15 protein-coding genes are annotated in these 14,164 nt (G+C 40.0%); 5 read left to right on the top strand and 10 right to left on the bottom strand.

Annotated elements, in window-relative coordinates; all coding sequences use genetic code 11:
- Positions 1-135: 135 nt before the first annotated feature.
- From KUG63_RS04225 to KUG63_RS04215, 3 genes are all read left to right on the top strand, one after another.
- On the top strand, positions 136-984 hold the full coding sequence (locus tag KUG63_RS04225; protein WP_287554171.1) for a fumarylacetoacetate hydrolase family protein: 849 nt from the start codon (positions 136-138) through the stop codon (positions 982-984).
- A gap of 194 nt (positions 985-1,178) precedes the next feature.
- Complete coding sequence (locus tag KUG63_RS04220) at positions 1,179-1,775, top strand: LexA family protein (RefSeq protein ID WP_020162164.1); 597 nt, start codon at positions 1,179-1,181, stop codon at positions 1,773-1,775.
- Positions 1,776-1,800: 25 nt separating this feature from the next.
- Positions 1,801-3,081, top strand: a complete 1,281-nt coding sequence (locus KUG63_RS04215; protein WP_020162165.1) for a Y-family DNA polymerase — start codon at positions 1,801-1,803, stop codon at positions 3,079-3,081.
- Between the two features lie 110 nt (positions 3,082-3,191).
- On the opposite strand, the gene KUG63_RS04210 is transcribed toward KUG63_RS04215, so the two are convergent.
- Both KUG63_RS04210 and KUG63_RS04205 read right to left on the bottom strand, forming a co-directional pair.
- Positions 3,192-4,427, bottom strand: a complete 1,236-nt coding sequence (locus tag KUG63_RS04210) for an ABC transporter permease (RefSeq protein WP_287554168.1) — start codon at positions 4,425-4,427, stop codon at positions 3,192-3,194.
- Positions 4,421-5,107 carry an ATP-binding cassette domain-containing protein gene (locus tag KUG63_RS04205; RefSeq protein WP_033422337.1) on the bottom strand — a complete coding sequence of 229 codons (687 nt, stop codon included), beginning with the start codon at positions 5,105-5,107 and terminating at the stop codon, positions 4,421-4,423. The genes KUG63_RS04210 and KUG63_RS04205 overlap by 7 nt, the downstream gene beginning before the upstream one ends.
- A gap of 161 nt (positions 5,108-5,268) precedes the next feature.
- Here KUG63_RS04205 and KUG63_RS04200 point away from each other — a divergent pair, with 161 nt between their 5' ends.
- Positions 5,269-5,880, top strand: coding sequence for a DUF3299 domain-containing protein (locus KUG63_RS04200; protein ID WP_277642643.1), 612 nt, complete (start codon positions 5,269-5,271; stop codon positions 5,878-5,880).
- A gap of 11 nt (positions 5,881-5,891) precedes the next feature.
- Here KUG63_RS04200 and KUG63_RS04195 read toward each other — a convergent pair whose 3' ends face one another.
- The 7 genes from KUG63_RS04195 to KUG63_RS04165 all read right to left on the bottom strand — a co-directional run bounded on the left by KUG63_RS04195 (position 5,892) and on the right by KUG63_RS04165 (position 12,635).
- Positions 5,892-6,896, bottom strand: coding sequence for a CobW family GTP-binding protein (locus KUG63_RS04195; RefSeq protein WP_020932553.1), 1,005 nt, complete (start codon positions 6,894-6,896; stop codon positions 5,892-5,894).
- Positions 6,886-7,308 (bottom strand): phosphoribosyl-AMP cyclohydrolase, encoded by a 423-nt coding sequence (hisI, locus tag KUG63_RS04190; RefSeq protein WP_020932552.1) that lies wholly within the window; start codon positions 7,306-7,308, stop codon positions 6,886-6,888. Before hisI ends, KUG63_RS04195 begins: the two co-directional genes overlap by 11 nt.
- Positions 7,305-7,733: a MerC domain-containing protein gene (locus KUG63_RS04185; protein WP_015005958.1), complete on the bottom strand. Its 429-nt coding sequence runs from the start codon at positions 7,731-7,733 to the stop codon at positions 7,305-7,307. The genes hisI and KUG63_RS04185 overlap by 4 nt, the downstream gene beginning before the upstream one ends.
- Before the next feature lie 19 nt (positions 7,734-7,752).
- Complete coding sequence (locus KUG63_RS04180; protein ID WP_020932551.1) at positions 7,753-8,214, bottom strand: Fur family transcriptional regulator; 462 nt, start codon at positions 8,212-8,214, stop codon at positions 7,753-7,755.
- A gap of 9 nt (positions 8,215-8,223) precedes the next feature.
- Positions 8,224-8,820, bottom strand: coding sequence for a DUF2796 domain-containing protein (locus tag KUG63_RS04175; protein ID WP_020162168.1), 597 nt, complete (start codon positions 8,818-8,820; stop codon positions 8,224-8,226).
- A gap of 402 nt (positions 8,821-9,222) precedes the next feature.
- On the bottom strand, positions 9,223-12,267 hold the full coding sequence (locus tag KUG63_RS04170) for a Tn3 family transposase (protein ID WP_020932550.1): 3,045 nt from the start codon (positions 12,265-12,267) through the stop codon (positions 9,223-9,225).
- A gap of 137 nt (positions 12,268-12,404) precedes the next feature.
- Positions 12,405-12,635: a hypothetical protein gene (locus tag KUG63_RS04165; RefSeq protein WP_020932549.1), complete on the bottom strand. Its 231-nt coding sequence runs from the start codon at positions 12,633-12,635 to the stop codon at positions 12,405-12,407.
- Between the two features lie 286 nt (positions 12,636-12,921).
- Here KUG63_RS04165 and KUG63_RS04160 point away from each other — a divergent pair, with 286 nt between their 5' ends.
- Positions 12,922-13,689 carry a SprT-like domain-containing protein gene (locus tag KUG63_RS04160; RefSeq protein ID WP_020932548.1) on the top strand — a complete coding sequence of 256 codons (768 nt, stop codon included), beginning with the start codon at positions 12,922-12,924 and terminating at the stop codon, positions 13,687-13,689.
- 127 nt (positions 13,690-13,816) lie between these two features.
- Here the strand turns inward: KUG63_RS04160 and KUG63_RS04155 are convergent, their stop codons facing one another.
- A complete protein-coding gene (locus KUG63_RS04155) occupies positions 13,817-13,987 on the bottom strand; it encodes a hypothetical protein (protein WP_020932547.1) in 171 nt (56 codons plus the stop codon).
- Between the last annotated feature and the right edge of the window lie 177 nt (positions 13,988-14,164).

The raw sequence follows: 14,164 nt of genomic DNA, 5'->3' as shown, positions 1-14,164 counted from the left end.
CATCTTCTGTGTCCTCTATTTAAATAATAATACAGAAAATAACTCCTTAACTAACGGCTTTTACTGTCCTAATGAGCGGAACCGCTTCATATAGTATCAGAGTATTTAATTAACCCTTAATGAAAAGGCTCCTCTATGAAATTACTCAATGTTGGTTTACTCGGTCAGGAAATTCCTTGCCTGTTAGACAGTAACAATAAAATTCGCTCTTTAGAGGGTGTGTGTGATGTTATTTCATCTGATTTTTTAGCCAACGATGGTTTACAGGCACTGAAAAACCTCGATGTTGATAGCCTGCCCATTATAGAAAAGCCTGACCGCATTGGCGCGCCGTTATTAAACCCAGGCAAGATCATTGCTGTTGGTTTAAATTATGATGAACACATTAAAGAAACAGGGGGCAAGCAGCAAGACGAGCCGGTGCTCTTTACCAAAGCAGTTAGTGCTTTAAGCGGCCCCTTTGACCTTATTGAGCGACCTAAAGGCGCGACACAAGTGGACTGGGAGATAGAGCTTGTCGTTATTATTGGTAAGCCAGCTCGGTATATTTCAGAAGACGATGCAGAAGCGCATATTGCTGGTTTCTGTACGGGCATTGATGTATCTGAGCGATATTTTCAAAAAAGCCGAAGTGGCCAGTGGCTTAAAGGTAAAAGTGCAGATACCTTTGCCCCCATTGGACCATACTTTGTGACCTTGGATGAGTTTAGACAGTACCAATCATGCGCTGTGAGCTTAGATGTTAATGGTAAACGGATGCAGGCCAGCAACACCGATACGATGATTCATTCAGTTAAAAAATTGGTGAGCTATATTAATGAGTTTATGAGCCTTCAACCGGGTGATTTAATTTTTACCGGCACGCCAGAAGGAGTAGGGCTTGGTATGAACCCACCACAGTTTCTTAAAGCAGGCGACAAAGTGGTTGCCGAAGTCGAAGGACTCGGTACTCAACAGCATAACGTTGTTGATTATAGCGCTTAGAAACTAGCAAAATATTATGGCTGGTCAAAATTAGACCAGTTTTTATAAGTAGTCGCCAGCACTACCTTTTTTTCGCTTTACGATACTTCTTCACAAAGTTATCCACAGTTTTAGTGGATAACTTTTAAAAGCCCTTTTCATTCCAACTTGATTTACGTACACTATTCAAGTGTCTTATAGAAAAGAGTTTTATCATGGTCGAAAAAGTAACAAAACATGGAGGAGCGCGTGCTGGAGCAGGTCGCAAAAAAGGCTCTTCAAGCTATGGCGAACCTACCAAGGCCGTTAGAATACCAGAAAGCCTTATGGCGACTGTTAGCGAATTACTGGAACACAAAAAGCAAAAAATTAACGCTGAAAAAATACCTTTTCCTAATATTTTTTTACCCGATTTAGATAGCCCCGTACCATCTATCCCACTCTATGGTGTCAGTGTTGCCGCTGGTTTCCCGTCACCGGCCGATGATTACATAGAAAAAAGACTTGACCTGAATGAACTCCTTATTAACAAGCCGGCGGCTACTTTTTTTGTTAGAGCAGAAGGGGAGTCTATGCTGGGTGCTGGTATTCACCCCGATGATATCCTTGTGGTTGATCGCTCTGTTCATGCAAGCGTGGGTAAAATAGTTGTTTGCGCTCTAGATGGCGAGTTAACTGTTAAACGGCTGCGCTCAAAAGAAGGTAAATTGGTGCTTGCTCCCGAGAACCCAGATTACCCAGATATACCCATAAAAGAGGAAGTAGACATGGTTATTTGGGGTGTGGTAACGAGCGTTATCCACAATGTATAAAAACCTATAAAAACGCTAACTTACCGTGAAATACCCCGCAAACATTGCATTGGTTGATTGCAATAATTTCTACGTCAGTTGTGAGCGATTATTTCGTCCCGACTTATTGAATAAACCGGTGGCCGTGCTCAGTAATAATGATGGTTGCATTGTTTCTCGTAGCCAAGAGGTTAAAGACCTAGGCATAAAAATGGCCGTCCCTGTCCACCAAGTCAGGCAGCTGGTTAGACAGCACGATATACAACTGTTTTCCTCTAATTACCCTTTGTATGCAGATTTATCCGCACGCATCATGCATAGCCTGACTGCTTTTTCGCCCTCGGTAGATGTTTACTCGATAGATGAGGCTTTTATCGATTTGGAGCGACATAACGTTAACGCAACTGACTTAGGCTTAGAGATAAAAAACAGCCTAGCACGCTGGGTTGGTATACCGGTTGGGGTAGGGATAGGCCCAACAAAAACGCTGGCTAAACTGGCAAATTATGCGGCAAAGAAATGGCCAAGTAGCGGTGGGGTAGTAGATATTAACGAACCCATTAGGCGCCAGAAGATAATGCAAATAACGCCGGTTGGCGAAGTGTGGGGCGTTGGCCGCCGATTAAACGAAAAGCTTAATACGTTGGGTATTGAAACTGTATGGGATTTGCAATCTCAACCCATCAATTCAATAAAAAAGCACTTTAATATTACCTTGGCTCAAACAGTGCAAGAATTGCAAGGGACTCCAGTTATGTCTTTTAATGAAGAGCAAAAACCAAAGCAACAAATTATTTGCTCTAGAAGCTTTAAAGATAAAGTGACTGATCGGCAAGAACTTGAACAAGTATTGAGTGTTTTTTGTCTTAAAGCAGCTGAAAAACTAAGAGCCCAGCAGGGTGTTGCGCTGCAAGTGAGTGTTTTTATTCGTACCAGCCCATTTGATAAAAAACCGTTTTATTCTGAAAAAGCGACTTATAAATTAAAATCGGGCACACAAGATAGTCGGGATTTAATTAAAATCGCCAAAAAACTATTAGCGGGTATTTTTCTCCCAGGCTATCAATATCAAAAAGCGGGTGTAACCTTAGGAGATATACAGCTGGCTCAAAGCAGTGTGATCCATCAGCAGGATATATTTAACAGTCAGTCGACAGGCAATGAAAAAAGCGTAACTCTGATGAAAACGATGGATGCCATTAATTCACGATTTAATAACAGCCTTCGTTTTGCTGCAGCAGGTAATAAGTCATTACAGCAGTCAGTTCCCATTAATAGGTCTAGCCTTTATACAACAAACTGGAAAGAAATAGCGCGGGTTAAATAGATTCTATAAAGCATCTATATTTCAATAAGTTGCAATTAATAAGAAACCTAATTTATTATTATTTAGCTACTACTCTCTACCGGATTTGTTTTGCTTACCAATTAGACCAGCTATCCTCTAGCTTTTCGGTAACTGCTCAACGCAGGAATGATGGCGGCAAAAATGGACGTAATGATTAACGCAGCCATCAAATACAGGCTATTTTCGGTCAATAAATTTAATTGAATAGGTAGCCCGAAATGCGATATTAAATAATCCTGTAAGAAAAATAGGCAAAGAGCCAAAAGAGCGATTGCTAAAACACAACTTAGCAGTGTAATCAGTAGGGCTTCTAGCTCAATGAGTAAAAACAAAATATAGGGCGGTGCGCCAATAACACGCAGTAAGTGGATTTCACGGCTGCGCTCGCGAATCGATGCCAGTAGCATTGCGCTAACCCCCAAGCAGGCAGCAATAAAAACCAATGCAGAGACTAACAGTAGCGTATTTTCTAAAACACTCATCATTTGCCAGAGTTCTGATAAAGCAACCCCTGGCAAAATAGCCAGTAAAGGTTCTTGTTTGTATTGATTGATCATCCTTTGAAACTGGAATGTGGTCATTTTTGATTTAAGACCCAGCATAAAAGCATTAAGGCTTTTGGGTTTTAAATTGGTTTGTTCTAGTTCTGCTTGAGTGAGTGTATTGTTATGTGTTTTCACGCCTTGTTGCCAATCGGTATGAATGGCTTCAATACCTTGCAAGCTAACATGCAAGGTTTGATCAACCGGCGTTCCGGTAGCTGCTAAAATCCCAACCACGGTAAAGGGTCGATCATCGTGCATACTAAAACTAGTGGCGGCAAGACCATGAGCCAAGGTGATTTTATCACCCAATTGATAACCGAGTTGTTGTGCGACATTGGAACCCAATACGACATCAAACAACTGACCAAATGCCTGTCCTTGAGTAAATGCTAAACGATGCTGTTTGCCATAGCTGAAATAGCGAAAATAGTCTGTCGAGGTGCCCAGCACACGATAGCCTTTGTGTGAATCACCGAGAGACATCGGGATCGCCCATTCCACTTTTTCATTGCTGGCAATATTGTCGTAGGTTTCCATACGGATATTGTTGGTCGGCGAGCCGATTCTAAAAACAGAATATAACAGTAAGTTGAGACTGCCTGTTCTAGCACCAACAATCAGGTCAACACCGGACACGGTATTAGAGAAATTCTCTTTAGTTTGTTGACGAATTTGCTCGACACCAAGTAACACAAAAATACTCACTGTCATCGCCATCAATGAGAGCATAACTGAGCCTTTACGGTCGAGTAAGCTTTGCAGGGCCAGTTTGGCTAGCATGAGGCTGAACCCCCTAATTGATTGATATCATGCAAAGATTCAACATTCTCAAAATAACTGGATAAGCTAAGGTCATGGCTGACGAACAGTAATGTCATGTTGTTATCAGCCACTATCGTCATTAACAAGTCCATAAAGGCGTCTCTATTTTTCATGTCTAGCGAAGAGGTAGGTTCATCAGCCATCAGTAAACGCGGTTTGTTGATCAAAGCGCGGGCAATGGCAACGCGTTGCTGTTGCCCAATACTTAGCTCGCGGGTAGGGCGGTACCATTCTTTCTTGGCGATGTGCAATGCATTTAATAGCTCTTGAGTTTCTTCGTTTAGGTCGATTGAGGACTGTCGTTTTGCAAACCGAGTCGCCAACAAGATATTGTCGACTGGACTGAGGTAGGGAACCAAATTAAACTGCTGGAATACATAACCGATATGCGCAGCACGGAAGCGATCACGCTGTCGGCCGCTCATTTTATCTAAAGGTTGGCCAAGAACGTTCAACTGTCCATCGCTCGGCGGAAGTAAACCACTCAACAGGCTCAGTAAAGTTGATTTGCCACTACCTGAAGGGCCGTGTAAAAATATCCGCTCTTCGCTAGCTAAAGACCAATGGGGAATATTTAATATATTCTGCTCAGGCTGTGCCGGGTAGTGAAAGCGGATATTGGTGAGCTCAATGGCCATTAAACGCCTCAACAATGCATCAATTAAAGTGCTATAAATGATATAATGTAACATTGCAGAATGAAATCAATTTTTAAAATTTTTGAGTGCTTAACATAATGCCTAAACTATTAAACGTAACGTTTTTTATATTCGCCACATTGACGCTCTTAGCATGTGAGATGCCAGATAGTGAGGTTGTTAACGAAGTAATAGATCCAGTATTGAGGCCAGAAGTAGTAGAGTCGCCAACTAAGCAACCGTTAATAACTGATAAGCCTGAACAGGCAACACTGTCAGAATCGAGCTTCAAAACCATTGAATGGACGAAGTTGATGCCGAAAGAAGACTTAGAAATACTTCTTAATCCGCCTAGCTACATAAACGATATTGAAGATGGTTCATTTGAAGATCAGATTAGTAGCCAGGTTGCTAATGCCCTTGCTGCTGCTAGTGATGATCCCTATCAACAGGCACTCTCTTCAACACGGATTGTTCAGGAAATGGATGGGCAAGCGATTCGAATTCCAGGCTTTATTGTGCCCTTAGAGTTTGATGATGAACAAACCATCACTCAGTTTTTTCTAGTACCTTTTTTTGGTGCCTGCATTCATGTGCCGCCACCACCACCTAATCAAATTATTTTTGTAAACTACCCAAAAGGCTTAAAAGTAGAGGCTTTGTATGACCCTTTCTGGGTATCGGGTATTGTAAAAACATCGCTTGTTGAAAATGAGGTGGCAACAGCCGCTTACAGCATGCAGATGCAATCATTTGAGCTTTACTCAGAATAAACCATTAAAAATCAATCGGCGATACAAGCCATTAGCTGCGGTTCTAAGGCGTCATCGAGGCGGTCAGAAATAATTTCAATACGGCTTTCCAAGCACTCGTCCAGTCCAATCTCTGTTAACGTATCGTTAGCAAGGTTATAAGCAAAAAAACCAGCCTCAGTTATAAAAACGGCCTTCATTCGTTCGACTTGCAAGCCGGTTAAAAATACCAGTAATTTTTCGCACTGAAAAACCTTATGAGGAGAAAAGCGCCAGCCGATACTTTTATATCCTTCACCCTCATTGATGGCCTTTAAGAATCCGCAAGCCGGTATGTCAGCCTCTGAAACAAGTGGTTTTGAACCCGATGCGTGATGATGGGGAAGGGACGCTTGGTATGAACTGGAGGTTGAGCCCTGTAATGCTGAAAAGGGTATTTCCCCATGCTGGATAAAAATAACACGTGTGTTGGTCTGTCCTCGTTGTTTCACGTAAGCAATTAAGTTGGCCTTATCAGTGTCTTGATATAAGTCCAACTTATTTCCAACAACGGTATCGGCAATTGCAATTTGCTGGTTAAACGTTTCATGCTGGGTATAGCGTGAGTCAGACAAGTTTCTTGCATCCACCAAGGTAATAGTTTTCTGCAAGCACAAGACCTCCTGATAATACTCCATAGAAAGCGCCTGCAATACTTCTTTAGGGTGTCCGAGCCCGGTGGGTTCAATCAGTAAATGATCTGGTTTAGCTTTCGCTAAGAGTTGGTTTAAGGCAGTTTGCATAGGTAAGCCGGCAGCACAACACATGCAGCCTCCGGGTACTTCACGAATGAAAATCCCCTCGTCGGTTGAATGTTGACCGGCTACAACACTGCCGTCGACACCAATTTCTCCAAATTCATTGATTAATACCGCCCAGCGTTCATCGTTTGGTTTGCATTTAAGTAAATGCAAAATTGCAGAGGTTTTTCCAACACCTAAAAAGCCTGTAATGATGTTGGTGGGAACGGCTTGAATGTTACCGCTTTCAAAGCTCATTGCTGTCAGTGATCCTAACGTGCTGATTATCAACATCAACGTGTAAATAAAAACACGATTTGCGGCCGGTATGGCAAGCAGCTCCTTGTTGCTCGACTTCACAAAGAATAACATCGCCATCACAATCGAGCGACATGGCTAGCAATTTTTGCCAGCTACCACTGGTTTCACCTTTAATCCAAAGCTGCTGACGGCTTCTCGACCAGTAGGTCATGCGCTGAGTTGCAATTGTCTGTGCAAGTGCCTCTTTATTCATCCAGGCGAACATTAATACCGACTGGGTGTTTGCATCTTGAGTAATAACAGGAATTAAACCTTGCTCGTTAAAAGCAAGTTGCTCTATAACTTCAGGTAATGCTAATAAACTGTTGTTACTTTTTTGCTCTAAGGCGATAAAGTAGTCGCGTTTCAATTTACACCAGAATCTTTATCGTTAGGGCAGGCGCAGTTTTCATGGTCTAGTGCATTACAAAGGCGGTAATTAAACCAATGGCCAATGGCAACGAAGCAGGCGCCTAAAACTGTCAGTGTCTTTTCACCTGACTCACCAATTCGCTCTTCTCCTAAAGCTAAGGCCAAGATGAGTAGCGCCACTCCAATTGCGCCTAAATAGAACAGTTGATAGCGTTTGTGCTGTTTGCAGCCCAAGGTTAAAGCGTAAAGACTGCTTGGAATGACAGCCACAACCATCCATAGATGGAAGTTCTCATTATCTAATCCCAGTGCCGCCATACTGGGTAGTAAAACCAATAAAATCGGTAGGGCTAAGCAATGGAAGGTGCATAATAATGATAAACCAATCGCTAGTTTGTCTGTCATCACTTGTGTTGTTTTCATTAAATAGTTTCCTAGGTTGTTAGGCTGTATGTGCTAAACAATCAGCACAAATGCAGTTCATTTCAAATTGGGGGCTTATAAGCTTGAATCCGGCTTTGTCAACGGTCGTTTGAAGTTCCGCCATAGTAGCTGGCTTAATGTTGATTTCTTTAACTTTATTACATTGCCCGCAAATCAAAAATTGCGACACACCATGAGCATGGTCGCAGCTAATATGCTCGCAAGCGATGTACTTATTTGCTAATTTGAGCTTATGAACCAGTTTTTCACTTTCTAGAAAATCTAAAATACGATAAACCGACATGGCGGCAAGGTCTTGATTGTATTGTTTCTTTACCTCAGCGATTAATTCATAAGCGGAAAGAGCCATCTCAGACTGTATAAGCCCCGTTAAAACTAGCTTTCTTTTTTCCGTCAATCGGGTGCCGTGATCTTTGCAATGACGTTCTGCAGATTGAAGGATGCTATCTGTGTTATCCATAAATGTGGCCTAAAAGTTAATAGTACGGTTATTGTGTCGGAGTGTTATCCCACCTTGCCCTGTTTGATTAATCCACATGGTATTTATTTCTTCAATACCCGTAAAAAACTCAAATAAATTCACGGTTATTGAGGGCAGGGAAGTGCTGTCCTGACAGTGGTATTTATAGGTGACCATTATTTCACTGTGGTTCTCATCATGATGCTTCCCATTATCGTTATGTTCATGCTTATGGTTACTTGAACTTCTGTCATGATCATTATCCTGATGGTCTATGTCGATAATTTTGGATAGGTCGACAGACATATTAATCAGCTTGCAATGGGCATCAGACATTAAGAAAAGAGCCTCAGGTTGACGAAGCGTTGAAGCAGCTTTATCAACCGCCTTAAGGTCTTTTGATGATTTCGCCTGATGCTCAAAACCAACGAGGTTCATAGCGGGTGATTTAAATTGAATTTCAAGCGCATTCTCTTCGGCCACTACCATTAGCTCAGATACGCCATGAACATGTGCATCTAAGTTCGTCCTTGCTTCCTCAGCCTGTATTGCAGCGCTTAGGAAAACTAGATTAAAGCTAACGAACTTAAGTAATGTGTTCTTCATTCTAGTGACCCTCTAGGTAATAGTTTTTTTTAATCTTCAATCTGCCAGAATGGTTAAGCGGTATATCGCTTTAGATATCGAGATACCTGATATTATTAGTATCGATTACATCATTGAGATAGCATGCATCCCATGCGATGAAAGTTATGATACAACATAACATTTATATCGTAAAGGCTACACGTTTAAGCCAAAAATCAAAACGTGACCAAAGGGTTTCGACATAACTTTGTCTTAAGCCTGTACCTTGGCCGAGCAGATAATAAATAACCTCGCTAATTCACACATTGGGTAAGTTAGGATATTTACTCTAAACAGTTAAGAATAAGATCTAAGTTACTGTTTAAACGAAATATTTATTTTTATTTCGGCACTTTAAAAGCAGAAAAAACAATATCCTTTTTAAGTGGGAACCTTAAATTTACGTATTGTATTAATATCTGCTTTTATGCTCGATTTGTAACGACTTGAGTAATCAAATTCACCAAACATATTGATGTGAGCCCAAGAGAGCACGGATCCTTTGCTAATAGATTCAATTAAAAAGCGTTGCTCATTGGGTGGGGCATCAATAATAATGTCCGATAGCACTATATAATTCCAACAAATGATGATGTTCCTGATAAGTGTTGTACATAAAATAACTCTTTCCATATCTTCCGGCTCAGACTGATAAAGCTTGCCTTGTCTACCATGAAAAACAGCTCTAAATAGCTTCTGTCCCAGCTCAACGAGCGAAAGCATTTTTTCAATTCTTTGTCTTAATTCGATATTATCAAAGTACTCTAGCAGGAAGATTGTTTTGTTGATTCGTCCATATTCTTTAAAAGCACGATAAAGCTCATTTTGCTTTTCACTTCTTGCCAGCCTATCAAAAGTCTCTGATGCAGATGCGCGTCCAAGACTTATCGACGCAATAGTTCTTAACATTTCCTTCCAATTACGTTTTATAAGTTTTGTATTTATAACACCCGTAGGAGCAATTTCATGACTGTTTCTTTTTTTGACTTGCGAGCGGCTAAAACCTCTTAGGACTTGTCTACCTGCATTTGCAATTCTAGGTGCTAAAGAGATCTTGAACATATCAGTTGCGCCAAATATTGCATCAGTGTAAACATGAGAATCACCGGAGTGGCTAGGGTTGTTGCTTTTAACAACTGAGTTACCAGAATATGCATCGAGCATATATAGAGCTTCTCGATCTGTCGAGCTTTGAATATTTGCATGAAAAAAAGCAGATTTTTCATTGATAAAAGAATTTGCGACAACTCCAGATTCTTTACCGTAATACTTGAATGAAAAATTGGCTAAAATCGAATTGACGGCAACAGTGATCTTAGCTCCATCACTGCTGGCATGGTCGGTATCAGGATTTAATTTGAAAATATTTGGTAATGATAAAGAATTAATTTCTTCTACTATTAGGTTGTTTGCATTTTTTATGCATTCCTTAGAGAATAGCCAGTCATTTGCATGCTGAAGCTTACTTTCAGTAATTGATGACCCACATGCATTCGCCATTTGGCGAAAGCTGATATTGCAACCTAGGCTGACAATGACAGCATACATTAACTCACTAGGTACTTTTTTCTTGCTGCCTACAATATGAGAATGCTTAAAAAGTTCAGAGAAACCTATAAATTCATCTACTTCGCGTATGACTTTACTCAAAGTTACTGATCCATTATCGCCAAGTAAACCGGGAATTACTTTGGTGATATCATAATCAGTTTTAGGCGTATTAATATGCCAGTAACCTTTCTTCGTAAATTTAAGGTGAGGGTTTTCACCATTAATTAAACCCTCATTAACATTTTTGAACGCAGCATCCACAGCTTCCCTTTTCTTTTTAAGTATGCCGCCTATATCTTTAAAGCCTTCTAAGTTTGCCAGCTCTAGGATATGATCTTCGTCTTCCTCGAACTCACTTCTAGTAATACCATAATGCTCTTCTGGTAAGTGATTAAATGAATATTTTAAGCATAATCTCCTAGACCTTAGCGCTTCACACACTTCAACCATAAACAACATGTTATATAGCTTCATGTTTTTTATATTATTTTCAAATAGCTGTGTTTTTTCACTTTTCTTCAAGAAGTAGAGGGGTAGGTCTTCGGTATATTTACCATTTGATTGGTTGTAATGTTTAATTGCCTGGATGATGTTGTTATCCGAGTACTTTTCGTCAAACTCAATAACCTTTAACATTGATCGATATTTTCTTAATACTTTTTCTGCATCCTTTTCTAAGGATAAATAGTAATTTATAGATGCCGTATTGCCTGTTAATTTATTATTTAGCCGGTCTGTTGTAGTCATTATTTCAGGGTTTATGGCTTCCAAATAACGATCTATGTGATCTAATGTTTGAGTATGTTTTTCAGCAAAACTCACTGAAGGGTTTTTTTGCACCTTATAAACAAGCTTTATAATTGCGTCTGCTGTTTTTGCGTAGTCAATAACGGTTATTGCTTGTTCAGCAAACGCTTCTTCTTGCTCCTCGTTCTCAATTTTTTGGCTTCTTTTTCCCCTCGTAATACAGCTTTTAATTTCTTTAATGAAGGAGTAACAGGCGTAATCATTGCGTTGATAATATTCCTCACGTATAAAACAGAGTACCCTCAGTGATGCATTGCCTTTTTTATGCATGGACAAAATTTGTCTCAAGGTAGCTTCTTTTATCCATTTAGCGAAAAACCTGAACGACTCATCATAAAGATTTAATTTTGACAGGGTAGGTAATACCGCAGCATGATAGGCTCGATAATTTTCAAGCAGACTTATATTTTTCCAAAAGTGTCGAGTGCTATCTGAGTGGTCATATTTTTTATTCAGTAATATCTTGGCATCATCAGCGGTTTGACAGATATTACTAACCAGTTGTTGTTGATTATCATCAAAATGTGTCGAGAAAGAGGCAATAAGCCTTGATTCAAACTTTAGATAACCTTCGTTTATGTAGTTTTGAAGTGTTTTAAAATTCGGAATATCAAATTGACGTTTCCAGCATATACTGACTAACTGAAAGAATTGTTGCTCAGCAGGCATGCGCTTATTAGCGAAATTAAATGCGTGATCTTGCAGTGCTAACCTATCTTCAGGTGTAGCAATATGCCAGTTAAATAACGTTCTAATCTTAGCTCGGTGTTGCTTCTGAATTGATTGGGTGTATGACGATAAATCGACAGGAGTTTTAATTCCCAACATTTTTTCTATAAAACCTTTATCTTTATTACGTACATGTTCGGTACTATAAAACTGTCTTGTGGCTGAAAAATAACCCAATTGAAGAACAAACCCAACTTTGTGAATAGCTGATTTCCTCGGTAAGACCTTGCGTATTGCTGGAGTGATAAAAAAGAATGCGCGCCTTTCTTCTGCTGTAAATTTGGGAGGGCGTTGAAATCTACTGCTAATAGAATAGGGAATGATTTGAGTTGTTGTCATTGTTATAGTCGCTATTTATCAGACTGCGTTAACTTGAAGTACGCAATCATTGTCTAAATCATAAAGTTTACTCGTTATACTGGATGAATCTTGTATTTTGTAACGCGGATTAAAATCTAAAGTGCATCACACCCCCCCTATGGTCGTTCTTTAACTGCGCTCGAGTTTTGAAGCCCAGGCCTTTTCTTGGGCAAGAGTTCAATCGATTGACTGCTCTTCAAACAATTTATATCTGTATGTAAGATGTTGATGGCTTTACGCGTATCAGCGTCAATCAAAAAGTAGCTGTGTCGTGCATTAGAGGATAGCTTAGGTGCATCTTTAAATGTACGTCTGCGAGTGGTAGAAAGAATTTTAAGATTGGGCATAGGCTTTTGCTCTTAATTTGTTATTATTGAAATCGTGCCATATCTAATCGCGTAATACCGTTTCTATAACTTTTTATACAGTATTAGCCACTTGATATAACCAAAAGCGCAAATATTTGTAGTGTACACTACACGTTTTCGTGATTATGGTTATAAGAACAGTCTTTTTAATTCCTTTTTGTTATTTAAGTAACAGTCCTCTCTATCTTCAAAATGCAATAAATTGCTAATCCCTGTATTATTTATTGTTGTACAGCGAACATAATTCAATATTATTGAGCAATTAATGAACCCTACCTCTGAACTTTATACATCACTGTTGGATGCCTATGAGCATTTCAATACAGCTTTATTTGGAGGTAAATTACCGAGCGTAATTTTTACAGTACAACGTAAAAAAGGAGTCATGGGCTATTTTGCACCTGAGCGTTGGGGAGATATTAACGGTACTAAATGCAGCGAAATAGCAATTAATCCAGCGTATATTGCCAATTCAAGACTGATTGAAGTGATGCAGACATTGGTCCATGAAATGGCACATTGCTGGCAGCACTGTTTTGGTCATCCCGGCCGTGATTATTACCATAATAAAGAGTGGGCTCTAAAAATGATTGAAGTTGGGTTGATGCCTTCCTCGACAGGAGAGCCGGGTGGACGAATTACTGGCCAGTTTATGAGTGATTACATTATTGAAGATGGGCCATTTATCCGAACTTTCCAACAGCTATCTGATGAAAAAGGGTTTCAGTTGAAGTGGATGGATAGACGCTCATTGCCACGTCTATTCGAGCCGGTAATAGCACCCATGGTCAATTCAAATGGGACTGAGCCTGACAAAGTCTTAACTTCTGTGCCTGTTAAAGCAACGCCAACACTGTCGGAGTTAGTTAAACCCACTGATTCACCCATATCAGATTTTTTGATTCCTGAAGCGGCGAAGCGTCAAACCAGGTATCGTTATATCTGTTCGGGTTGTGATACTAAAGTTTACGGTAAGGCGCAGTTAAATATCCGCTGCGAAGACTGTGATAGGGTGTTTGAATGCAATGAGTAATGCTTTTGCGATAAACCTGAAATATAAAGTTGAATAGTTTTTTATGGCATGTTTGCCCATGAACCGCCCATTTTAATGACTCGTCTTAGGGTGTCAGGCAATGTGATGTCGACTTCAACCCATTTTTTTACTTCAATAGGGGGGGGCTGATTCGGGCGCCTTTATCGTCTAATTGAACGGTGGTCACAAAGGCATATTGTTTACCCATGCTCACACGCCAGCACACATCGATGACTTCTAAATCCTTTTCTACTATTCCTTCCATGTTTGCTTCCTTAGTATCATCATTATGGCGCATAAAATTGCGCTTCCTTTTTAGGTCCTATTTGGCAAGCAGGAACGAAACAACACCACTACTGACAACGCCAACTAAAAACGAAATAACAACTTCTTTAGTTTTATATTTTGATTTAAAGCGTGTTAACTTCGCTACCTTTTCAGGATCTATCAATGTAATTATTTCACTAAAGAGCTG

Origin of the sequence: Cycloclasticus sp., from assembly GCF_019090545.1 — a bacterium.
Lineage (GTDB): Bacteria > Pseudomonadota > Gammaproteobacteria > Methylococcales > Cycloclasticaceae > Cycloclasticus > Cycloclasticus pugetii.
This window is presented reverse-complemented; position numbering and strand designations above follow the sequence as displayed.